We start from the raw sequence: 22,779 nt of genomic DNA, 5'->3' as shown, positions 1-22,779 counted from the left end.
GCCGCGGACCGGCCGGCCGCGGCCGTCCAGCAGGCCGGTCTGCCGGGCGAGGGACTCCCCGTCCCTGACCACGCGCACCACGTAGCGGTTCCCGCGGCGCAGCGCACCGCCGGAGACCACGATGATGTCGCCGCTGTGGCCGTACACTTCCGAGATGGCGGTGCGCAGCCGCCGGGCGGTCGCAGCCAGATCAACTTCGGCCTCGATGACGATGCGGCCGGAAATGATGTGGAGTCCGCCGGCGAAACGGAGCGTCGACGAGACCTCAGCCTTCCGGACCTGGGACTTCTTGATGTCAAGGCGAGCGAGCTCTTCCTTGACTGCTGCGGTCAGCGCCATGCACCTTGTCCTTACTTAATCCTTGTGGCCTTCGAAAATGTCGTGGTAGGCACTCGCCAGTCTCAACGGATCGTGTACGGGGCGTCCGCCTGAACTTCCTACTCTACCGAAGACCACGCGTGCACCCAGCGCGGCCGCGGCATCCTCGAAACGCCCCTTGTCGTCAATCACGGCCGGATCGGCCAAGACCACGTCGAAACGCATCCCGGGGGCGCAGCGCCTCACCGCGGCCAGGTGGTCCGAGGCCGTCATCCCGGACGTTTCCTTGGTGTCCACCGACAGGTTCATGGTCAGGCAGCGGCGCGCCGGGGTGTCGCAGAGCGCCTCGCGCATCTCCCTCAGCATCAGGTGCGGCAACACCGAGGTGTACCAGGAGCCGGGCCCAAGGATCACCCAGTCGGCATATTCGACGGCGTTCAGCGCCTCGACGCAGGCCGGGGCGTCGTCGGGCAGCAGGCGCACGTCGTGGACGTGGCTGTTGCGCCCGGCCGCCGCCAGCCGGGACTGGCCGGAGATCAGCGCGGTGCGCAGCCGCCCGTCCTCGCCCTCCACCAGCACGTCGCCCTCGATGGTCAGCGGCACGGTGGCCATCGGCAGCACCTCACCACGGGCCCCCAGCAGGGCGCCGGCCCACTTCAGGCCGGCAACGGGGTCGCCGAGCAGCTCCCACAGGGTCACAATCAGCAGGTTTCCGAGGGCATGGTTGTCCAGCGACGGCTCGGCGCCCGGGGACGACTTGAAGCGATGCTGCATCACGTCGCGCCAGGTCCGCCCCCAGTCGGTGTCATCGCACAGCGCTGCGAGGGCCATCCGCAGATCCCCCGGCGGGAGCACGCCGAACTCCTTGCGCAGGCGGCCGGAGGATCCGCCGTCGTCGGCCACCGTAACGATGGCGGTCAGTTCCGTGGTGAGCAGCCGCAGCGCGCCCAGCGAGGCAGAGAGCCCGTGCCCGCCGCCCAAAGCCACCACGGAGGGAGGCGCGCCGCTCTTCCCGGTCCGGCTGCGGGAGGTGCCCGGGGCGGGTACCAGCGGCATCGGTCCGGTCAGGATCGCCACTATTCGCGCCCCAGGTCCCGGTGCTGGACGGTGACTTTGACGCTCGGCAGCTGGGCCAGCCGCTTCCCGATTTCCTCGGCGACCGCCACGGAGCGGTGCTTGCCGCCGGTACACCCGATGGCGATGGTGCCGTAGTGCTTGTTCTCGCGGCGGTAGCCCTCCAGCACCGGCTCCAGCGCGTCCACATAGCGGTTGACGAACTCATCGGCACCGGAGTCCACCAGCACGTAGTCGCGGACCTTCTCGTCCAGCCCGGTATGCGGGCGCAGCGCGGGGACCCAGTGCGGGTTGGGAATGAAGCGGGCGTCGGCGACGAAGTTGGCGTCCACCGGCAGCCCGTACTTGAAGCCGAAGCTGACCACGTTAATGCGCAGCACGATCGGACCGGATTCGGTGAAGAGTTCCGTGATGGCGGTGGCCAGGGCGTGGACGTTCATCTCGGTGGTATCCACCACCAGGTCGGCCGAGTCCTTGAGGCTGCTCAACAGTTCCCGTTCGGCGGTGATGCCGTCAGATATCCGGCCGTCACCCTGCAGCGGGTGCGGCCGGCGGCCCTGTTCGAAGCGGCGGACCAGGACGTCGCCGGAGGCGTCCAGGAACAGCACCCGGTAGTGGATGCCGCTGGCCGCCAGGGCATGCAGCGCCTCACGGATGTCGCGGAAGAGGCTCTGGCTGCGCACGTCCACGACCACGGCAAGCTTGGGCAGTGACTGGGGCATCCGCGAAACCAGTTCGGCCAGCGTGCCCAGCATCTGCGGCGGCAGGTTGTCCACCACGTACCAGCCGTGGTCTTCGAGGGCATGCGCCGCCGTGGTCCGGCCGGCCCCGGACATGCCGGTGACCACCAGGAGCTCGGATTCCACCGGCTTTTCCGGCGTCAAGTCCTCGTCCACCGTCATCGTCATTCCATCCATCCCGACCCCCACTCCTCGATTCCAGCTCTAGCCTAACTAAGATTCGATGATTTCGCCGGTCGCCATATTTACCGCCGGCGCGGGCTCCTCCGCGGCACCGGCAGCCAGCTGGCGCTTTAAGGAAGTTGCCAGCGCCGGGCCGATGCCCGGCACCTGCTGCAGCTCTTCGGCGCTGGCCGCCTTGAGTTTCTTCGCCGAGCCGAAATGTTTCAGCAGTGCCTTGCGTTTCGCCGGCCCGAGGCCCTGGATGCCGTCCAGCACCGAGACCGTCATCGCCTTGCCGCGCTTCTGCCGGTGGTAGGCAATCGCGAAGCGGTGGGCCTCGTCGCGGATCCGCTGCAGCAGGAACAGGCCCTCGGACGAGCGCGGCAGGATCACGGGGAAATCGTCGTCGGGCAGCCATACTTCCTCCAGCCGCTTCGCCAGGCCGACCACGAACACGTCGGTAATGCCCAGGTCCGACAGCGCGCGGGAAGCGGCGGCCACCTGGGGCGGCCCGCCGTCCACCACCACCAGGTTGGGTGGGTAGGCGAACTTGGTTTTGGGCGCCGGCGTCAGGGTCTCTTCCAGCACGACGGCGGTGTCCGCGCCGTCCCCGGCAGGGGTTTCGCCTGCATCGGCTGCCGCCGGGATGCCCTGGTGGCCCTGTTCCGCCAGGTAGTTCCGGAAGCGCCGGCTGATCACGTCATACATCGCCGAGGTATCGTCCCGGGCGGCCTCGCCGGTGATCGCGAAGCGGCGGTAGTCGGACTTCTTGGGCAGCCCGTCTTCCACCACCACCATGGAGGCCACCACGTTGGTGCCCTGCACGTGGGAGATGTCGTAGCACTCGATCCGCAGCAGCGCCACGGGCAGCTCCAGGGCCTCCTGCAGCTGCTGGAGGCCGGCCGAGCGCGTGGTGATGTCGCCGGCGCGCCGGCTCTTGTGCAGGGCCAGGGCCTGCTCGGCGTTCTCCCTCACGGTGGCCAGCAGGGCGGCCTTGTCGCCTCGTTTCGGCACATGGATCTGCACCCTGCTGCCGCGGAGCGCGCTGAGCCAGGCTTGCAGTTCGGCGGCGTTCTCCGGTTCCTGCGGCAGCATGACCTGGCGCGGGATCCGGTCCGGCCCGTCGGCGTCCCCGTAAACCTGCTGCAACAGGTGTTCGGCCAGGTCGGCGTCGCTCTGGTCCTCGACCTTTTCCACCACCCAGCCGCGCTGGCCGCGGATCCTGCCGCCGCGGACGTGGAACACTTGGACGGCCGCCTCCAGTTCGTCTTGGGCCAGGGCGAACACGTCGGCGTCGGTGTCTTCACTGAGCACCACGGCGTTGCGTTCGAAGACGCGGCGCAGCGCGGCGATGTCGTCCCGGTGACGCGCCGCCGTCTCGTAGTCGAGTTCGGCCACCGCCGCGGCCATCTTCTTTTCGAGGGCGCGGATAAACCGGTCGGCTTCCCCGCCCATGAACGCGCAAAACTCGGCGGCCAGGGCCTTGTGGTCCTCGGGCGAGATCCGCCCCACGCAGGGCGCCGAGCACTTGTCGATGTAGCCCAGCAGGCACGGCCGGCCGGTGCGCTGGGCGCGGTTGAAGACGCCGGTGCTGCAGGTGCGGACCGGGAAAACCCGCAGCAGGGTGTCCACGGTCTCGCGGATCGCTTTGGCCGGGTAGTACGGACCGAAGTACTTGACGCCCTTGCGCCGCTCGCCGCGCATCACCTGCACGCGCGGGAACTTCTCCGCCATGGTCACGGCCAGGTAGGGATAGGACTTGTCGTCCCGGAACATGATGTTGAAGCGCGGTGTGAACTCTTTGATCCACGTGTACTCGAGCTGGATGGCCTCCAGTTCGCTGCCCACGATGGTCCACTCCACCGAAGCCGCCGTATGCACCATCGCATGGGTCTTGGGCGGCAGGTTCTTGGGGCTGGCGAAGTAGCTGTTGAGCCGGGACCGCAGGTTCTTCGCCTTGCCGACGTAGATCACGCGCCGGTGCTCGTCCCGGAAACGGTAGACGCCGGGATTGGTCGGGATCTCCCCCGTCCGCGGACGGTAGGAAGCAGGATTAGCCATGGCCGGTCACTCCCTTCCTCGCCTGGGCCCTGGGTGCCGTCCGGCCGGTCAAGCCGACGGCGTCTTGTTGTAGCTGTTCGAGCGTTCCTGGCCGGTCAGGTCGGCGATCGCGTCCATGATCTGGTCGGTGGCCGACCGGCGCGCCGGCAGCGAGTGCTCCGGCCCGGTCCGCTTGAAGTACAGCGGCTTGCCGATCCGGACCGTGAAGTGGCTCGGCCGGATCATCATCCTCCCGGCGGGCTGCAGCTGTTCGGTGCCGATCAGCCCTACCGGCAGCACCGGCGCCCCGGTCGTGAGGGCCAGCCACCCCACGCCCGTGCGGCCCCGGTAGAGCTTGCCGTCACGGGACCGTGTTCCTTCAGGATAGATCCCGAAAGCCTCGTTGCGTTCCAGCACGTCCAGGGCGCTCTGCAGCGCGGCCACGCTGGCGGCCTGTTCGCCCCGCTCCACCGGTATCGAGCCGACGCTGTGGAAAAACCACCGCATCGCAGCGCCCTTGGGACCGCGGGTGGTGAAGTATTCGGCTTTGGCGAAGAAGGCCACCTTGCGCGGCATCATCGCCTGGATGATGACGCTGTCGAGGAAGGACAGGTGGTTCGGTGCCACAATCACCGGGCCGGTCGCGGGAAAGTTCGCGATGCCTTCAATCGTCGGCCGGCAGCTGAGCCGCAGCCCGGCCCGGAACGAGGCGCGTGTCGCTTCGAACGTCCTCATGCGGCCGGTCCCCGGCGGCCGGCCAGGGCGCCCTCGGGCTCGGCGGCGGTCAGCCGCCCAATAGCGGCCTCGAGTTCTTCGGCGGTATCCACGACGACGGCCGCGCCGGCGGCTTCCAGTTCCCCGGGGGCGGCGAAGCCCCAGCCGACCCCGACGGCGGGGATGCCGAGGCGGAGAGCTGCGGCGGCGTCGTAGAGCCGGTCGCCCACCATGACCACCGGGCCGCAGGAGTCGCTGAAAGCATCGAGCGCGGCCTGCAGGATCGGGACCTTGCCCAGCCCGGGTTCCGCCGGGGCGGGATCGTCGCCCTCGGCTCCGTAAATCCCCGCGAAGTACTGCTCCAGGCCCTGGAGTCGCAGCAGCTCCCGCGCCAGCCCGGTCGGCTTCTGCGTGGCGACGGCGAGGACCGCGCCGGTGGAGAGGAGCCGCTCCAGCAGGCCGGTGATGCCCGGGTACACGCGGCTTGCCGCCATCCCGGACCGGCGGTAGCCCGCCCTGTACAACGCGATCACCTCGCCGAGCCGGTGCTCCGGCACTCCGGCGCCGCGGAGGGATTCACCCAGCGGCGGCCCGACCAAGGATCCGAGTTCTTCCTGCGGCGGGACCGGCAGGCCGGCCGCCGCGAGGGCGCCGGCTATTCCGGTGGTGATGGCACCTGCGGGGTCAACCAGGGTTCCGTCGAGGTCGAAAAGTACCAGCGCAGGCAATTGAGTCACCCGGGCATTTTCCCACAGATCCGCGGATCCGCCGGAATCCATTCCTGCTGGGGAATACCTTATTCCGTCCGGCAGGCTCACTGGTGGCCGAGCGCCTCCGCCAGGAAGCGGCCGGTGTGGCTTCCCTCGACTGCCGCCACCTGCTCGGGAGTGCCGGTGGCGATGATCTGGCCGCCGCCGGAACCGCCCTCGGGCCCCATGTCCACAACCCAGTCGGCGTTCTTGATCACGTCAAGGTTGTGCTCGATGGTGATCACCGTGTTGCCCTTGTCCACCAGCCCCTGCAGCACCTGCAGCAGCTTGCGGATGTCCTCAAAGTGCAGGCCGGTGGTCGGCTCGTCCAGCACGTAGATGCTCCGCCCGTTCGAGCGGCGCTGCAGTTCGCTGGCGAGCTTGACGCGCTGGGCTTCCCCGCCCGACAGCGTGGTGGCGGGCTGTCCGAGCCGGACGTACCCCAGCCCGACGTCCACCAGGGTCCGCAAGTGGCGCGCGATCGGGGTGAACGCGGCAAAGAATTCCGCTGCTTCCTCGATCGGCATGTCCAGGACTTCGGCGATTGTCTTGCCCTTGTAGTGGACTTCCAGCGTCTCGCGGTTGTACCGTGCGCCGTGGCAGACCTCGCACGGAACGTAGACGTCCGGCAGGAAATTCATCTCGATCTTCAGCGTGCCGTCGCCGGAGCAGGCCTCGCAGCGCCCGCCCTTGACGTTGAACGAGAACCGGCCGGGCAGGTAGCCCCGGAGCTTCGCCTCGTTGGTCTCGGCGAACAGCTTGCGGATGTTGTCGAAGACTCCGGTGTAGGTGGCCGGGTTGGACCGGGGCGTGCGGCCGATCGGGCTCTGGTCCACGTGGATGACCTTGTCCAGCTGGTCCACGCCTTCCACCCTGGTGTGCCGGCCGGCAACATGCTTGGCTCCGTTGAGCTTGTTCGCCAGCACCTTGTAGAGGATGTCGTTGACCAGGGTCGACTTCCCGGAGCCGCTGACGCCGGTGACCGCGGTGAAGATTCCCAGCGGGAACGAGGCATCGATGCCGCGGAGATTGTTTTCCCGGGCGCCCACCACCTTGATCTGGCGCTTCTTGTCCATCTTCCGGCGCTTGGCCGGCAGTTCGATCCGGCGCCGGCCGGACAGGTAGTCACCGGTGATGGAACGCGTGTTGTCCAACAGCTCCTGCAGCGAGCCGGAGTGGACCACTTCGCCGCCGTGCTCCCCGGCGCCCGGTCCGATGTCCACTATCCAGTCGGCCTCGGCGATGGTGTCCTCGTCGTGTTCCACCACAATCAGGGTGTTGCCGAGGTCGCGCAGCCGTGTGAGGGTCTCGATCAACCGGCGGTTGTCCCGCTGGTGCAGGCCGATGGAGGGCTCGTCCAGCACGTAGAGCACGCCGACCAGGCCGGAGCCGATCTGCGTTGCCAGCCGGATGCGCTGGGCCTCCCCGCCCGACAACGTGCCGGCGGCGCGCTCCAGGTTCAGGTATTCCAGGCCCACGTCTAAGAGGAACCGCAGCCGCGCCTGGATCTCGATGAGTACCTGGTGGGCGATCTGGGTTTCGCGGGCCGAGAGTTCCAGGCCGGCGAGGAACGAACTTGCCTCGCGCAGCGGCAGGGCAGACACATCCGCGATGGACTTGCCGTTGATCAGCACAGACAGGGACGCGGGGTTCAGCCGCGCGCCGTTGCATTCCGGGCACGGGACCTCGCGCATGTACTCCTTGTAACGGTCCCTCGCCCACTCGGACTCGGTTTCCTCATGCTTTCGGTGGATGTACTGGAACGCGCCTTCGAACCCGGTGCTGTATTTCCGTTCCCGGCCGAAGCGGTTGCGGTACTGCACCACGACCTTGAAGTCCTTGCCGTGCAGTACGGCCTCCCGGACCTTCTTCGGCAGGTTCTTCCACGGCTCGTCCATGGAGAACCCCAGCTCATGCGAGAGCCCTTCGAGCAACCGCGTCCAGTACTCCTGGGTGGCTTTGCCCAAGGACCACGGAGCAATGGCGCCCTCGGACAGGCTCCGGTCGGGATCCGGGACCACCAGGTCCACGTCGACTTCAAGCTTGCTGCCGATACCGGTACAGGCCGGACAGGCGCCGAACGGATTGTTGAACGAGAACGAGCGCGGCTCGATCTCGTCGATGGCGAGAGGGTGTTCGTTCGGGCAGGCCAGGTGCTCGGAGAAGGCACGCGTGCGGCCCGGCTCGTCCTCGGCAAGGTCGACGAAATCGGCCAGCACCCGGCCCTCCGCGAGGGCCAGGGCGGTTTCCACCGAGTCGGTCAGGCGCTGGTGGATGCCTTCTTTGGCCACCAACCGGTCCACCACTACCTCAATGGTGTGCTTGTACTGCTTCCCCAGCTTCGGCGGTTCGCTTAGCTGCACCAGCTTGCCGTCCACCTTGGCGCGGGAAAAGCCCTTGGTGCTCAGTTCCTTGAACAGGTCGACGAACTCGCCCTTGCGCCCGCGCACTACCGGGGCCAGGAGCTGGAACCGGGTCCCTTCGGGAAGCTCTTGCAACTGGTCCACGATCTGCTGCGGGGTCTGCTTCTCCACCGGTTCACCGCACTGCGGGCAAAAGGGGCGGCCGACGCGGGCCCACAGCAGGCGCAGGTAATCGTAGATCTCGGTGATTGTTCCCACGGTGGAGCGCGGGTTGCGGCTGGTCGACTTCTGATCGATCGACACCGCCGGCGACAGGCCCTCGATGAAGTCCACATCGGGCTTGTCCACCTGCCCCAAGAACATCCGCGCATAGGAAGAGAGCGATTCCACGTACCGGCGCTGGCCCTCGGCGAAGATCGTATCGAAGGCCAACGACGACTTGCCCGAGCCGGACAGTCCCGTGAAGACGATCATGGCGTCGCGGGGCAGGTCCACGCTGACGTTCTGCAGATTATGCTCGCGGGCGCCCTTGACGACCAGTCGGGACATGTCCGCGGAGCGGGAAACGGGGGTGGCAGACTCGGAATCGGTCGCCGGGACGGACGTTTCGCTTGCTTTTAGCACGGTATCTACTCTAATCGAAAATTCGTTCGAACTTGTATTACATCGGTCACGGCGGACAGCCCCTGCGGACAGCAGACGTCCGCAATTGCGGCCTCCGCTGGCTGCCGCCAGCCCACCGCTTCGCCTACTTGATGCCGTGGCGCTCCAACGCGGCCTTGGCGGCGGCGAGTGCTTCCTTGCCGCCGATCCCTTGACCGTGAACGGCACGGGCGAACGCCTCGGCTGCATCGCCCAGTTGTTGGCGGGCCTTGCCGGCTCCGGCGCTGACCACGGTACCGGCCCGGCCGTGGGTTTCCACCCGCCCGGCAGTTTCAAGCTCCCGGTAGGCGCGTGCCACGGTGTTCGGGACCACACCGAGATGATCGGCCAACCGCCTGACGGGCGGCAGCTTCGTACCCACCGGGAGTTCGCCGGCGTCGGCCGCTTCAATGATCCGCAGCCTCAGCTGCTCGAAGAGCGGCACGGCGCTGTCGCGGTTCATCCGCCAGTCAAACTCACTCGCTTCCATCGCCTGCGCCCGCTCCTCGTCGTGTCCGCAGCACCGCGCTGCCTGTCCGCTGCTACAACCAGAATGACATCCTGAGCCGTCCGGGTCGACTGTCGGTAGGCTGGGAAGCATGTTGCTTCACGAAGATCCTGCAGTCACAATCCGCAGCGTTTCCGTTTCCGAGATGGACAACAACGTCTATCTGCTGACGGCCAAGGCTTCCGGCACCCAGGTGCTGATTGATGCCGCCGACGACTTTCCGGCCATCCGGCAACTGCTGCGCGAGGGCGCCGCGGATGCCGGGCGGCCGGCCGAGGTTGCCCTGATCGTGACCACGCACAGCCACTGGGACCATGTCCGGGCCCTGCCGGAGGCGGTGGCCGCTACCGGCGCCAAAACGGCGGCCGGCGTGGAGGACATTCCGCAGATCGAGGTGCGCACCGATGTTGCCCTCGAGCATCAGGACGTCGGCCGGTTCGACGGATTCTCGTTGGAAGCCATCAAGCTGCGCGGGCACACGCCGGGTTCCGTGGCGCTGCTCTACCGCGCACCGGAGGGTCCCCCGCACCTGTTCACCGGAGATTCCTTATTTCCGGGCGGGCTGGGCAACACGCAGCAGGACCCGGAGCGGTTTGCCACCCTCTTCAACGATGTGGCCGAACGGGTGTTCAACTACCTGCCCGACGACACGGTGGTCCATCCGGGCCATGGCGCCGGGACCACCCTCGGGGCAGAGCGGCCCCATCTGGACGAGTGGAAATCGCGCGGCTGGTAGGCGCATCAACCCCGACAGACGTGGACGTTGGGGGGAATCCCGCCTGCCGGGGCTCTCTAATTCTAGCGCCGCGGGCTGCTTTCGCTCCCTTGTCACCCGAGGAAGGATGGCAGGCTGCCCCTGTCAGGCCAGGAAGGACGGCAGGCTGCGTTCCGCCGCGGAATATGTTGCGGCGTCCGGGACTTGTCCCGCCATGAAGCGGTCCACGAGCCGCGGATCCACGTACGACTTGCGGGCGACGGCGGGCGTATTGCCCAGCCGCTCCGAGACGGCATGCATGGCTGCGACCACTGCCTTGCGCCGGCCGGTGAGATTCGGCTTGCCGTTGTAGCCGGCCAGTGCCACGGCGGCCGTTACCGTTCCCTGCCACGTCCGGAAATCCTTGGCACTGAACTCGGGCCCGCAGAGTTCGTGGATAAACTCGTTCAACTCCGACGCGGAGAGCCCGGACCAGTCTCCGGTGCCGTTGCGGTAGCCGATGGCCGGATCGTCGGCCTTCAGGGTCCGCACCGCCGCCAGCTGAACTGCGATGTCCGGATCCTTCAGTTCCACGTCCCACTGCAGCCCGCTCTTTCCGGGAAAATGCAGCCGGACGGTATCTTCCCGCACCTGCACGTGGCGAACCAACAACGTCGTCACCCCGTAGGAACCGTTGTCTTCGGCGTAGACTTCCGAGCCGATCCGCAACGACGCGCTGTCCAGCAGGCGGAAGGCAACGGCACAGGCCACCTGGCGGGTACGTTCGCCGGACCTCAGCAGCCTTGTCACCTTGCGGCGCGCGGTGGTCAGGGTGGCTCCAAACGCCAGGGAACGGTCAAACTTTTCCCGATCCCTCAGTTCCCGCCAACGGGCATGGTAGATGTATTGCCGCCGCCCGGCGTCGTCGGTTCCCGCGGCCTGGATATGCCCATTGGGCGCCGGGCAAATCCACACCTCCGACCACGCGGGCGGGACCGCCAACGCCTTGATCCTTCGGAGCTCGTCCCCGGCAGGCCTCGAACCGTCCGGGTTGCGGTAGGAGAACCCCGCCCCGTGGCGCCGGCGGGTGATGCCGGGTGCACGGACGTTGCTGCGCCTTAGCCTCAGATGGGCACCTCCATCTTGAATCCGCAGCTGCAGCGAAGGATTTCAACGTTGACCCGCACGGTCGGGAGCGGCCCGGTTTCCGGGGAGCCGGCATCCACGGGATCAACGATGGAGTGGTCGATGCGTTCCACCGGCTGCATCGGCTCCCCGCAGTGCATGTAGCCCTCGGCGCCGAAATCGATTCCCACGCTCTCGGATTCCGTGGCCGGTACCTTGAAGGTTTCGTGCCCGTAATAGCCGTCGCAGCGGCTGCACCAGTAGCTGACGTCCCATCGCGGCAGTGCGGGGGCCCCGGCCTGCGGCGGCAGCAGCGTTACGGCGTCGAAGACCAGGTACTCGTCGGTGCTGCAGGCGGTGCACGAGGGGTCGGGCAACGCGCTTCCCGGTTCCCGGTCCTTGTCCTGGCCGGCATGGGCACTTGAACTGTCATTGGCAATCATGATCGTCTGCCCTTCCAATCTGCATCCCATTATTGATAAGCATACTGTTTGTAACCCATCATACTGGGGTTGGAAGAGCAGCATAAGCGCCGCGGCGGCATCCCCGGAAGGGTGTACGGCCGCCCGCGGCACGGGCCGCTTGGATCAGCCGGCAAGGGAGTCGCCCCGGGCAAACCTAGCTGGTGCCGTCGTACAGCGAGTCCGGCGGTTCGCCCCCTGATTTGCCGTACAGGCCGCGGACCCGCCGCTTGCTGGCCTGCAGCGCGTCCCTGCTGTCGCGCCGGTCCAGTTCAACGCGCAGCTCCTCCAGGCGGAACTCGGTCTCGGGATCGGCCGCGCCGAACTGGATGCTTTCCCGCTCGAGCTGGCGCATGGCCCTCCCGTACAGCGCCAGCAGTTCGGGGTCGCCGAGGGGAGCCAGATCCATGGGAAATTCGTCGGCGGGTGACAGATGGCGGTGCCGCATCAGTTCCGCCCCAACCCAACGAAACCCCCTGCATACCGACCGGCATCGGACCTGTCCATGCGCAGCCTCCAGATAGCCCGGGAGCCGATTCGGCCCCAACTGCTGCGAGCTTACAAGCGCTTCCCCCCTCCGGCAACGAATGACTTTATTATCGCGCCGGCACGATTAATTTTACGCCTGGGTCTTGACAGGCGGCAGCCCGGGATGGCGTTGGCATCCCGGGCACCCGTCCGCCGGCGCGGCAGGATGATTATTCGTCGTAGCGTTCTTCCCGGATGGTTCCGAACGGGACCTCCTCGGTCGCCATGGCTTGCACTTCATTGGGGAGGAAGCGCACCAGCACGCCGCGATCGCCCTCGGCAGCCGATTGCTTCAGCACCGGCAGGATCGCGTCGGCCTGGGTGGGCTCACATCCGGCCAGGTACTTGGCATACGCCTCCGGCAACTGCTCCGACATCTCGGCCGCCGGGATCAGTAGGAGATGAACTCGACCAGTTCACCCACCCGGTCTTCCGGATAGTTGCGGGCGACATCGGCCTGGCTGAGTATTCCCACCAGATCATGTCCATCGATCACCGGCAGCCGGCGCACCTGATGGTCCTGCATGGTTTTGATGGCCTCTTCGATGCTGTCATCCGCGCCGATCGTCACCGGCTTGCCCTGGCCCAGTTCGCCCGCTTTCACCTCGCGCGGATCCCGCCCGTCGGCCAGGCACTTGACCACAATGTCGCGGTCGGTGACCATTCCCTTGAGCCTGTTGTCCTCACCGCAAATGGGCAACGACCCCACGTCGAGGTCGCGCATTTTTTGCGCCGCCAGCTCCAGCGTCTCGTTCTCTCCGATGCATTCAACACCACCGGTCATGATTTCCCTTGCGGTTGTCACGGATATCAGTCCCTTCAGGTAGTTCGAGCCGCTTCGCGCACCGTCCAGCCAGCAGGGACGAGCACGCCAAGCCGATTTATAAGGTTACTTACAATTACCACAGGGGGCGGGGGAATTGAAGGGCGGCCGGCGCCTCCCCCGCCTCGGACGTCGGATTTGCGCCCATCCCCTTGGCCGCCGGGCACCGCTTTAAGCCACGGAGCCCCCGTGAACCAGCGGCTCACGGGGGCTCTGTGACAAAGGAACCGGATCAGCGCCTGGCGCCGCCTTCGGTGTCTTCGGCAACACGGTCGGCGTCCTCATTCAGGTGGGCCTTCGCGTCGGCCATCTTGTCCTTGGCCTCGCCCTCGACCTGCTGGCCCTTGCCCTTCAGCTGCTGGGACTTGTCATCCCTCGCCTCGCCGACGGCTTCGTTGACCTTGCCGGTCACCTTGTCCTTCGCAGCATCGAACTTGTCGCCCATACCCATATCAGCACCTCTTTCGGTTCAGGTTTCCTACAGGTCCAGCCAGACTACCCCGCCGCGGGCCAAGTAGAAAGCTTGCTGACCTTAGGGTCGGTTCGCCCTCGGCTGACACTTCGTACGAGCGGATCCTCTCGGGGAGGACCGGCAACTGCCCGGCTGTACGACCCGATGCACGACAGCGTAGGGTGGCATCACGATCAGCATACTGACCATACCGGCCGCTCCCCGGCCACGCCTTCCATCGAGTGGAGCACCAAGGGTGCCGGCGGAGCCTTCGCAGCGGCCGTTAGAAGGGAGCCAGACATGACGGATCAGTACACCTTCCAGAATCCCGTAGACCGTTTTCCCAGCATCTCACCGCCCAAACAGAGCCAGCCGGAGCCCGGGCTGGACCAAGAGCTGGAGCCCGAGACCGACCGCGGCGAAGAGTCGTACCGCGGCACCGGCAGGCTGACCGGCCGCAAGGCCCTGATCACGGGAGCGGACTCCGGCATCGGCGCCGCCGTCGCCATCGGGTTCGCCCGCGAGGGAGCCGACGTCGCCCTCTCCTACCTCCCGGCCGAGGAATCCGATGCCCGGCACGTCGCCTCGGTCATCGAGCAGGATGGCCGGAAGGCGGTGCTTCTTCCGGGCGATATTTCCGATGCCGAGGCGTCCCGCGAGCTGGTCGCCAAGGCGGTGGAACAGTTGGGCGGGCTGGACATCCTGGTTAACAACGCGGGGCGCCAGATCGCCGTCGAGAAGATCGAAGACATCAGCGACGAACAGTTCGAGGACACGTTCCGCACGAATGTTTTCGCCATGTTTTGGATCACCAAGGCCGCCGTGACGCACATGCCGCCGGGCTCGACCATCATCAACACGACGTCGGTCCAGGCCTACAACCCCTCGCCGGTCCTGCTGGACTACGCCTCCACCAAGGCGGCCATCAACAACTTCACCAAGGGTCTGGCGCAGCAGCTGGCAAGCCGCGGCATCCGGGTCAACGCCGTAGCCCCCGGCCCCTTCTGGACCCCGCTGCAGGTCAGCGCGGGACAGCCGAAGGAAAAGCTGCCGGAGTTCGGCAAGAACGTGCCGCTCGGCCGCGCGGGGCAGCCCACCGAACTGGCGCCCGCTTACGTCTACCTGGCCTCGCCGGAGTCGAGCTACGTTTCCGGCGAGACCCTGAACGTCAACGGCGGAACGCCCACGCCCTGAGGCAGGGTACGTCCGCCGCGCAACCGGCGGCCAGGTTCAGCCGAGCTTGCGCCCCACCGCGAAGATCCGGCGGAATCCGAACACGGTTCCGTATTCGGATTCCGGGTAGGCGTCGCGCAGCAGCGTGGCGTACTCGGCTTCGAACTTGGCCGCCTCTGCCGCCGGCAGGGCGGCCAGGACGGGGCGCAAGCCGGTCCCCCTGACCCACTCCAGCACCGGATCCGGCCCGTGGAGCAACTGCTGGTAGGTCGTTTCCCAGACGTCGGCGTCACAGCCTTCGTCCGATAACAGCTTGAGGTAGTCCTCGGGTTCGGAGACCGCGTCCTCGTGGCGAAGCACCCCGTCCAGCCGGCGATGCCAGCGCGGCGAGCCGGCGAGCGCACGCATGAGCGCGTGCGACGGCGCGGCAAAGTTGCCGGGTACCTGCACGGCGAGCCAACTGCCGGGCTTCATGGCGCGCAGCCAGGAACGCATGAGGTCCTGGTGCCCGGGCACCCACTGCAGCGCGGCGTTGGACACCAGCACATCCAGCTCCGCCGGAGGGGTCCAGGTCCGGATATCCCCGGCCACGAAGGTTAACCTGGCTGAGGTGTGCCGCTGCTGCGCCTGCCGGATCATCTCGGGCGAGGAATCCACCCCGGTGACGCCGGCGGCGGGCCAGCGGTCGGCGAGCGCCGCCGTCAGGCCGCCCGGGCCGCAGCCCAGATCCACCACCACCGCGGGGTCGTCGGCGGCGATCCTTCCGGTCAGGTCAAAGAACGGCCGGTCGCGGTAGCCGGCGAATTCCACATACTTCTGCGGGTCCCAGTGCATGGGCAGTACGTTACGCCACGCCCCCGCGGGGGCGGCGCACCGCTGGGTGCCCGCACGGCGCGGCGCGACCACCGCATAAGCTGGAAACAACATGAATCTTCTCCAGCTCCTGCCGGGCACCGGCACTGCCTCAGATCCCGACGACGTTTACACCTGGTTCACCGAGTGGGTCGAATCCCGTGGAATGTCGCTCTACCCTGCCCAGGACGAAGCCGTCATGGAGCTGGTCACCGGCAACAACGTCATCCTGGCTACCCCCACCGGGTCGGGAAAGTCATTGGTCGCGATCGCGGCCCACTTCCACGCCATGTCCACCGGGACGGTCAGCTATTACACGGCACCCATCAAGGCGCTCGTGTCGGAGAAGTTCTTCGCCCTGTGCGACATCTTCGGACCGGAGAACGTCGGCATGGTCACCGGCGACTCGGCGGTCAACCAGAACGCCCCGATCATCTGCTGCACCGCCGAGATCCTGGCCAACATCGCGTTGCGCGAGGGCTCCGCCGCGAATCTTGGCACGGTGGTCATGGACGAGTTCCACTACTACTCCGACCCGCAGCGCGGCTGGGCCTGGCAGGTGCCGCTGCTGGAACTGCCGCAGGCGCAGTTCCTGCTGATGTCCGCGACGCTGGGCGACGTGACCCGGTTCGAGAAGGAACTCACCGACCTCACCGACAGGGCGACGGTCACCGTCAGTTCGGCCGAACGCCCCATTCCGCTGCATTACTACTATGTGCAGACCAGCGTGCAGGAGTCGCTGGAGGAACTGCTCACCACCAGGCAGGTTCCCGTCTACGTGGTGCACTTCAGCCAGCTGGAAGCCATAGAGCGTGCACAGAACCTCATGAGCATCAACGTCTGCACCCGCGAGGAGAAGGACCGCATCGCGGAACTGATCTCGGGTTTCCGGTTCGCGGCCGGCTTCGGCAAGACCCTCAACCGCCTGGTCCGGCACGGCATTGGTGTCCACCATGCGGGCATGCTGCCCAAGTACCGCCGGCTCGTGGAGCAGTTGGCGCAGGCCGGGCTGCTGAAGGTCATCTGCGGCACCGACACCCTGGGGGTGGGCATCAACGTGCCCATCCGCACCGTGCTGCTGACCGCCCTGAGCAAGTACGACGGCGTGCGCACCCGCCTGCTCAACGCGCGCGAATTCCATCAGATCGCCGGGCGCGCGGGCAGGGCCGGCTATGACACGGCGGGCACCGTCGTCGTGCAGGCCCCGGAACACGTGGTGGAGAACACCAAGGCCATGGCCAAGGCGGTGGCCAAGTTCGGCGACGACCAGAAAAAGCTTCGCCAGGTGGTGAAGAAGAAGCCGCCGACCGGCTTCGTGAGCTGGGGCGAACCGACCTTCCACAAGCTGGTGGAGAGCGAACCCGAGCCGCTGACGTCCAGCTTCACCATCAGCCACGCGATGCTGCTGAACATTCTCGAGCGCCCCGGGGACCCGTTCGCCGCCGCCAAACGGCTGCTGACGCGCAACCACGAAACACGCGCGTCCCAGCTGAAGCTGATCAAGAAGGCACTGGGCATTTACCGGGAGCTGGTGGTTTCCGGCCTGGTGGAACGACTGGACGCGCCGGACGAGAACGGGCACCTCGTCCGGCTGAAGGTGGAGCTGCAGCCGAATTTCGCGCTGAACCAGCCGCTTTCCCCGTTCGCGGTGGCCAGCCTGGACCTGCTGGACCCCGAGGACGGCGGCTACGCACTGGACGTGGTCTCCATCATCGAGGCCACGCTCGAGAAGCCCCGCCAGATCCTGTCCGCGCAGGAGAAGAAGGCACGCGGCGAAGCCGTGGCTGCGATGAAGGCCGACGGCATCGAATACGACCAGCGGATGGCCCTGCTGGACGAGGTCACCTACCCGCAGCCGCTGGCCGAGCTGCTCGAGGCCGCCTTCGAGACGTACCGGCACGGTGCTCCCTGGCTGGGCGATTTTGAACTCGCGCCGAAGTCGGTGATCCGTGACATGTACGAGCGGGCGATGAATTTCGGCGAGTTCGTGCAGTTTTACGGGCTGGCCCGCAGCGAGGGCATAGTGCTCCGCTATCTCACCGACGGCTACAAGGCGCTGCGGCAGACCGTGCCGGCCGAGGCGCTGCGCGAGGATCTGGCCGACATCATCGCCTGGCTGGGCGAGCTGGTGCGGCAGGTCGACTCCAGCCTGCTGGACGAGTGGGAAGAACTCGCCGCGGGCAAGGGCGCCGCGGATCTGGCGGCCGAGCACGCCGCCGAGTCGGTGTTCACGCAGGAGCCGCCGAAGCTGACCGACAACATCCGGGCCTTCCGCGTCATGGTGCGCAACGAGTTGTTCCGCCGGGTGGAACTGTTCGCGGAGGAGCAGGAAGAGGAACTCGGTGCACTGGATGCCGATGCGGGCTGGGACGCCGACCGCTGGGCGGACGCGATGGATGCCTACTACGAGGAGTACGACGACCTCGGCATCGGGCCCGATGCGCGCGGACCGGCGCTGCTGATCATTGAGGAGCAGCCGGCCGTCTGGAAGGTGCGGCAGATCTTCGATGACCCGGCCGGCAACCGGGACTGGGGCATCAGCGCCGAGGTGGACCTCGCCGCCAGCAACGAGACGGGAGCGGCCGCGGTCCGGATTCTCGACGTCGGACCGGCCGGCGGCTGAGGCCGGCAGCGTCGGCTTGCAGGCGGTTGGCGGCGACCCTAGGGTGGTAAGCACACTTACCTCCCGCGGGGCGCGGGCTGCGCTCCCCCGGGCGGCGCGACAGGGGGACAATCGTGAAAGCACTGACCTGGCAAGGCAAACGGAAGCTGAGTGTCGAGCAGGTCCCGGACCCGGTGCTGCGGGAGCCCACCGACGCGATCATCAGGGTCACCTCCACCGCCATCTGCGGGTCCGACCTGCACCTCTACGAGCTGTTTGGCCCGTTCCTGGCGCCCGGCGACGTCCTGGGCCATGAACCCATGGGGATCGTCGAGGAGACCGGCAGCGCCGTGCCGGGGCTCAAGCCCGGCGACCGGGTGGTCCCCTTCAACATCGCGTGCGGGCGCTGCCATATGTGCAGCCGGGGGTTGCAGTCGCAGTGCGAAACCACGCAGGTCAAGGACAAGGGTTCAGGTGCCGCACTGTTCGGCTACACCGAGCTCTACGGCTCGGTTCCGGGCGGGCAGGCCGAGTTCCTGCGCGTCCCGCACGCGGACTACGGCCCCATCAAGATCGAGGACAGCCAGGCGCCGGACGAGCAATACCTGTTCCTCTCCGACATCCTCCCGACCGCATGGCAGGCAGTGGCCTACGCGCAGGTTCCCGACGGCGGCACGCTGGCAGTCTTCGGGCTCGGGCCGGTCGGCCAGTTCGCGGCCCGCATCGGCCGCCACCTGGGCCACCGCGTGATCGGGATCGATCTCGTCCCGGAGCGGCTGGAGATGGCCCGCAGGCACGGCATCGAGACCCTGACGTGGGGACCAAAGATCGCCGGCGAGCTGCGCGACGCGACCCAAGGCCGCGGTCCGGAGTCGGTGGTCGACGCCGTCGGCATGGAGGCGCACGGCGCGACCGCGGCGGCCACCGCACAATTCGCCGTCGGGCTCCTCCCCGACCCCGTAACCAGGAAGCTGATGTCGACGGCAGGCCTGGACCGCCTCTCCGTCCTGCACGCCGCGATCGACGCCGTGGCCCGCGGCGGCACCATCTCGCTGTCCGGCGTCTACGCCGGCCAAGCGGACCCCATGCCGATGCTCACGCTCTTCGACAAGCAGGTCACGCTGCGGATGGGCCAGTGCAACGTCCGGCGCTGGATCGACGACGTGCTGCCGCTGGCGGGCGATTTGGCAGATCCGCTCGGCGTCGGCGACCTGGTCACGCACACGGCCCCGCTGGACCAGGCCCCGGAGATGTACGAGAAATTCCAGAAGAAGGACGACGGCTGCATCAAGGTGGTGCTCAAGCCGTAGCGCCCGCTCCGGGACGCTAGGCTTTTGTCATGTCTGTGATCCGCCCGGCCGACGAAGCCGATGTCCCCGTCATCCTCGACCTGATCCGCGACCTGGCCGTGTACGAGAAGGAACCGGACGCGGTCAAAACCACGCCGGAACAACTGCAGGACGCCCTGTTTTCCGCCCAGCCGTCGGTCTTCGCGCACGTCGCGGAAGACGACGGCGGCGTGCAGGGTTTCGCCCTCTGGTTCCGGAACTTTTCCACGTGGGAGGGTGTGCACGGCATCTACTTGGAGGACCTGTATGTCCGGCCCGAGGCCCGCGGACGGGGGTACGGCAAGGCCTTGCTGCAGACGCTGGCCAGCCACGCGGTGGCGTCCGGGTACGCCCGGGTGGAGTGGGCGGTACTGAACTGGAACCGCCCGTCCATCGATTTCTACCGCAGCCTCGGCGCCCGCCCCCAGGAGGAATGGTCGACGTTCCGGCTGGCCGGCGACGCGCTCGCGTCGTTCGGCTCGGGTGCCGGCCGGGTGCACCCGTGACCGGACACCGGGTGACCGGAACGCACCGCATCCGCGGCATGAGGACGGCCGGGTATTTCTTTGACGTGCCGCTCAACCATGCGGATCCGGACGGCGAAACCCTCGAAGTTTTCGCCCGCGAGTATTCCTCGCTGGAACACGACGACGGCGCCGCGGCAGGGCTGCCGTGGCTGCTGTTCCTGCAGGGCGGGCCGGGCGGCCGCGGCAACCGGGTGACGTCGTTGTCCGGCTGGATGAAGGAGGCGGCCAAGACCTTCCGCATCCTCATGCTGGACCAGCGAGGCACCGGCCTCTCCTCGCCCGTGAATCGGCAGACGCTGCCGATGCGCGGCGACGCGGCGGCGCAGGCGGCCTTCCTGGCACATTTCCGTGCGGACTCGATCGTGCGCGACGCCGAGCTGATCCGGCAGGAACTCGGCAGCGGACCGTGGAGCATCTTCGGGCAGAGCTACGGCGGCTTCTGTGCGCTGACCTACCTCTCCCTCGCACCCGAGGGGCTGCGGGAAGTGCTGATCACCGGCGGCCTGGCCCCGCTGGCGGGAGGAGCCGAGCAGGTCTACCGGGCCACGTTTCCCCGGGTGGAAGCACGCAACCGCGAATACTTCGCCCGCTACCCGGAAGACCGGGCCCGGGTCACCGCCGTCGCACGACACCTGGAAGCGGTGCCCGAATACCTGCCGTCCGGCGAGCGCCTGACCACCGGCCGGTTCCAGATGGCCGGTTCGTTTTTGGGCGGCAACACCCGGATCGACGCCCTGCACTACCTGCTGGAGGACGCCTTCGTCCCGACACCGTCCGGCCAGCGGCTCTCGGATGCCTTCCTGGAGCAGGTCTCCGTGCTGGCGAGCCGTGCGTCCAACCCCCTTTATGCCCTGATGCACGAATCCATCTATGCCCAGGGCGAAGCGACCGGCTGGGCGGCATGGCGCGTGCTCCGGGACTTCCCGCAGTTCGCCCCGGAGGCGGACGAGCCGCTGCTCACCGGCGAAATGGTCTATCCCTGGTACTTCGAGCAGGACCCTGCCCTGGTTCCGCTGCGGGAGGTGGCCGAACTGCTGGCGGCGAAGTCGGACTGGCCGGCCCTCTACGACCTCGACCGACTGGCCGCGAACAACGTCCCCGCCGCCGCGGCCGTCTACCGCGACGATATCTACGTGGAGCGCGGCCTGTCGCTGGAAACGGCCGCGCAGGTTAAGGGGCTGCAGGTCTGGGAAACCGGTGAGTTCCATCATGACGGCATTGCCGACGACGGCGAGGCCGTCTTCCGGCGCCTGCTCGGCATGGTCCGGGGCTAACCGCCGTCCCTTAAGGCGCGGGAAGGGTTTACCCGATGGTCTGTACGTAGAAGTTTTCGCTCCGCTGGCATCCCTCGGGCGCGCTCTCGGTGAGACGGTCGAGTTGGTCCTGCCGGAGGGTTCCCCCGCCGAAGAATACCGGTGCGCCGATCGCCAAAGACCGGCCTTCGACTTCCACGGTCAGCAGTTCCCGCCCCTGACCGAATGCGGCGTCGGCCGGAAACACCAGCATGACCTCACGGCCCGACGTGTCCTTACCGATGACGCAATCCTCCGCCGACAGCTCGAGGGTGCCCTCGAAGCCGGCCTCCATCTCGAAGTTCTCCCGGCCGCTGTCGGGGTTCACCAGCAGGACCGCGTCCCCCGGACCCGAGCGGACGGCACCGAAGGATGCCGGGACGCCCTCGTCACCGCATCCCGACAGGAGGATCGACACCACGGCTCCTGCAGCCAAGACCTGCCGGCGGCTCACGACGGGCTCCTGTCGCCGGCCCCCACGCCTGCCGGGACGCCCCCGCTGCGGGCGGCGAAAGCCGTCGCCAGCAAGATGCCCGCAACCACGGCGGCCGCCGCGTTCAGGCCGCCGAACCCCAGGGCGGCCAGCAGCGGGCCCGACAGAGCTGCCCCCATGGCCCCCGCGGCACCCATGAGGGTGTCGGACAGGCCCTGCGCCGGCACACGGCCGGACTCCGGCACCGACTCGGCCAACAGCGTGGAGCCGGCAATCACCGAGGCCGACCACCCCAGGCCCAGCAACACGAGTCCGGCACCCACCAGCCACGTGTCCTGCTGCCCCAGCCCGGCCAGCGCCGTCGCGGTCAGGAGGACCAGCTGCCCGGCCACGATGGTCCGGGTGCGTCCCAACCGGTCGGTCAGCCAGCCCATCAGGGGCGAGAGTGCGTACATGCCGGCCAGGTGCAGCGAGATGGTGAAGCCGATGATGGCGAACGTGTCTGTCTGGCTGTGCTGGTGCCCGCCCGCATGGTCCAGCGCCTGCAGGTGCACGGGCGTCATGGACATGACCGCCACCATCACCAGCTGGGCGCCCACCACGGCCGCTAATCCGAGGCCGGCCATGGGATGGTGCCGGATCGCAGCCACGCCCGTTCGCAGCGTTCCGCGGCGGTTGACCTGCAGGGCGTCCCCGCCGCCGCGCGCACGCGCATAGCCGAGGGGGTCCGGTCGCAGGCCCACCAGCAGCAGCGCAGCGCCGATGGCCATGCCCGCCATCGAGAACAGGAAGGGCCCGGACGATTCGGGCAACCCGAGCGCTGCGCCCAACTCGGCGCCCGGGCGGATCAGGTTGGGGCCGGCCACGGCACCGACCGTGATGGACCAAACCACGAAGGCCAGGTCCCGGCCGCGATGCTGTGGCACGGCCAGGTCTACCGCCGCGAAACGGGCCTGCAGGTTGGCCGCGTTGCCGACCCCCAAGAGGGCCGAGCCTGCCAGCAGCACCGCAAAGGATCCGGTGACCGGTGCCAGCGCCATCAACGCCGAACCCAGCAGGGCCAGCAGCAGGCCGGTGACCAGCGCCCGCCGGCAGAGGTTCTGTTGGCCGACTTCCGCCACTGAGACATCGAAACGCTTCCGCACCTCGGCGATGATCGGCCGCAGAACGGAACGCTTTT

Annotated in this window: 23 protein-coding genes; 6 read left to right on the top strand and 17 right to left on the bottom strand. The window is 67.6% G+C overall.

Annotation, left to right across the window (positions count from 1 at the left end; all coding sequences use genetic code 11):
* From whiA to AC5RV2_RS05940, 8 genes are all read right to left on the bottom strand, one after another.
* Positions 1–339, bottom strand: a 339-nt coding sequence (gene whiA / locus AC5RV2_RS05975; protein WP_494091598.1) for a DNA-binding protein WhiA, incomplete at its 3' end; no start/stop codon positions are given.
* Positions 340–354: 15 nt separating this feature from the next.
* On the bottom strand, positions 355–1,395 hold the full coding sequence (locus tag AC5RV2_RS05970; RefSeq protein WP_494067757.1) for a gluconeogenesis factor YvcK family protein: 1,041 nt from the start codon (positions 1,393–1,395) through the stop codon (positions 355–357).
* Positions 1,395–2,294 (bottom strand): RNase adapter RapZ, encoded by a 900-nt coding sequence (rapZ, locus tag AC5RV2_RS05965; protein ID WP_494050118.1) that lies wholly within the window; start codon positions 2,292–2,294, stop codon positions 1,395–1,397. The genes AC5RV2_RS05970 and rapZ overlap by 1 nt, the downstream gene beginning before the upstream one ends.
* Before the next feature lie 51 nt (positions 2,295–2,345).
* Positions 2,346–4,355 carry an excinuclease ABC subunit UvrC gene (gene uvrC, locus AC5RV2_RS05960; protein WP_494091597.1) on the bottom strand — a complete coding sequence of 670 codons (2,010 nt, stop codon included), beginning with the start codon at positions 4,353–4,355 and terminating at the stop codon, positions 2,346–2,348.
* Positions 4,356–4,403: 48 nt separating this feature from the next.
* Positions 4,404–5,069 carry a lysophospholipid acyltransferase family protein gene (locus tag AC5RV2_RS05955; RefSeq protein WP_494091596.1) on the bottom strand — a complete coding sequence of 222 codons (666 nt, stop codon included), beginning with the start codon at positions 5,067–5,069 and terminating at the stop codon, positions 4,404–4,406.
* Positions 5,066–5,785, bottom strand: a complete 720-nt coding sequence (locus AC5RV2_RS05950; protein ID WP_494091595.1) for an HAD hydrolase-like protein — start codon at positions 5,783–5,785, stop codon at positions 5,066–5,068. Before AC5RV2_RS05950 ends, AC5RV2_RS05955 begins: the two co-directional genes overlap by 4 nt.
* Positions 5,786–5,862: 77 nt before the next feature.
* Positions 5,863–8,709 (bottom strand): excinuclease ABC subunit UvrA, encoded by a 2,847-nt coding sequence (gene uvrA, locus AC5RV2_RS05945; protein ID WP_494091601.1) that lies wholly within the window; start codon positions 8,707–8,709, stop codon positions 5,863–5,865.
* Positions 8,710–8,908: 199 nt separating this feature from the next.
* Entirely contained in the window at positions 8,909–9,292 is a 384-nt protein-coding gene (locus AC5RV2_RS05940) for a GntR family transcriptional regulator (protein ID WP_493978542.1), read from the bottom strand.
* A 109-nt stretch (positions 9,293–9,401) separates the two neighbouring features.
* Between AC5RV2_RS05940 and AC5RV2_RS05935 the strand changes: the two genes are divergently transcribed.
* Positions 9,402–10,046: an MBL fold metallo-hydrolase gene (locus AC5RV2_RS05935; protein WP_494091594.1), complete on the top strand. Its 645-nt coding sequence runs from the start codon at positions 9,402–9,404 to the stop codon at positions 10,044–10,046.
* A gap of 123 nt (positions 10,047–10,169) precedes the next feature.
* Here the strand turns inward: AC5RV2_RS05935 and AC5RV2_RS05930 are convergent, their stop codons facing one another.
* From AC5RV2_RS05930 to AC5RV2_RS05905, 6 genes are all read right to left on the bottom strand, one after another.
* Positions 10,170–11,096, bottom strand: coding sequence for a DNA topoisomerase IB (locus tag AC5RV2_RS05930; protein WP_494091600.1), 927 nt, complete (start codon positions 11,094–11,096; stop codon positions 10,170–10,172).
* A 32-nt stretch (positions 11,097–11,128) separates the two neighbouring features.
* Entirely contained in the window at positions 11,129–11,572 is a 444-nt protein-coding gene (locus tag AC5RV2_RS05925; protein WP_494091593.1) for a hypothetical protein, read from the bottom strand.
* A gap of 175 nt (positions 11,573–11,747) precedes the next feature.
* Entirely contained in the window at positions 11,748–11,999 is a 252-nt protein-coding gene (locus AC5RV2_RS05920) for a hypothetical protein (protein WP_494091592.1), read from the bottom strand.
* A gap of 289 nt (positions 12,000–12,288) precedes the next feature.
* Positions 12,289–12,495 carry a hypothetical protein gene (locus AC5RV2_RS05915; RefSeq protein WP_494091591.1) on the bottom strand — a complete coding sequence of 69 codons (207 nt, stop codon included), beginning with the start codon at positions 12,493–12,495 and terminating at the stop codon, positions 12,289–12,291.
* Between the two features lie 14 nt (positions 12,496–12,509).
* A complete protein-coding gene (locus AC5RV2_RS05910) occupies positions 12,510–12,923 on the bottom strand; it encodes a CBS domain-containing protein (protein ID WP_494067750.1) in 414 nt (137 codons plus the stop codon).
* 250 nt (positions 12,924–13,173) lie between these two features.
* Positions 13,174–13,392 (bottom strand): CsbD family protein, encoded by a 219-nt coding sequence (locus AC5RV2_RS05905; RefSeq protein ID WP_494091590.1) that lies wholly within the window; start codon positions 13,390–13,392, stop codon positions 13,174–13,176.
* Positions 13,393–13,692: 300 nt separating this feature from the next.
* On the opposite strand from AC5RV2_RS05905, the gene AC5RV2_RS05900 reads away from it, so the two are divergent.
* Complete coding sequence (locus tag AC5RV2_RS05900; protein ID WP_494067748.1) at positions 13,693–14,586, top strand: glucose 1-dehydrogenase; 894 nt, start codon at positions 13,693–13,695, stop codon at positions 14,584–14,586.
* Between the two features lie 36 nt (positions 14,587–14,622).
* Here the strand turns inward: AC5RV2_RS05900 and AC5RV2_RS05895 are convergent, their stop codons facing one another.
* Positions 14,623–15,399, bottom strand: coding sequence for a trans-aconitate 2-methyltransferase (locus tag AC5RV2_RS05895; protein WP_494091589.1), 777 nt, complete (start codon positions 15,397–15,399; stop codon positions 14,623–14,625).
* A gap of 91 nt (positions 15,400–15,490) precedes the next feature.
* Here AC5RV2_RS05895 and AC5RV2_RS05890 point away from each other — a divergent pair, with 91 nt between their 5' ends.
* From AC5RV2_RS05890 to AC5RV2_RS05875, 4 genes are all read left to right on the top strand, one after another.
* Entirely contained in the window at positions 15,491–18,040 is a 2,550-nt protein-coding gene (locus AC5RV2_RS05890) for a DEAD/DEAH box helicase (protein WP_494091588.1), read from the top strand.
* Between the two features lie 113 nt (positions 18,041–18,153).
* Positions 18,154–19,329: a zinc-dependent alcohol dehydrogenase gene (locus AC5RV2_RS05885; RefSeq protein ID WP_494091587.1), complete on the top strand. Its 1,176-nt coding sequence runs from the start codon at positions 18,154–18,156 to the stop codon at positions 19,327–19,329.
* 29 nt (positions 19,330–19,358) lie between these two features.
* Positions 19,359–19,853, top strand: coding sequence for a GNAT family N-acetyltransferase (locus AC5RV2_RS05880; protein ID WP_494091586.1), 495 nt, complete (start codon positions 19,359–19,361; stop codon positions 19,851–19,853).
* A 38-nt stretch (positions 19,854–19,891) separates the two neighbouring features.
* Positions 19,892–21,148 (top strand): alpha/beta fold hydrolase, encoded by a 1,257-nt coding sequence (locus AC5RV2_RS05875; RefSeq protein WP_494091599.1) that lies wholly within the window; start codon positions 19,892–19,894, stop codon positions 21,146–21,148.
* A gap of 28 nt (positions 21,149–21,176) precedes the next feature.
* On the opposite strand, the gene AC5RV2_RS05870 is transcribed toward AC5RV2_RS05875, so the two are convergent.
* On the bottom strand, positions 21,177–21,620 hold the full coding sequence (locus AC5RV2_RS05870; protein WP_494091585.1) for a hypothetical protein: 444 nt from the start codon (positions 21,618–21,620) through the stop codon (positions 21,177–21,179).
* On the bottom strand, positions 21,617–22,779 hold a 1,163-nt coding region (locus AC5RV2_RS05865; RefSeq protein WP_494091584.1), incomplete at its 5' end, for an MFS transporter. The genes AC5RV2_RS05870 and AC5RV2_RS05865, both read right to left, overlap by 4 nt.

The organism is Arthrobacter sp. Y3225116 (assembly GCF_059091245.1).
Note: the sequence above shows the minus strand (reverse complement) of the source record. Positions and strands in the feature narration are given on the sequence as shown.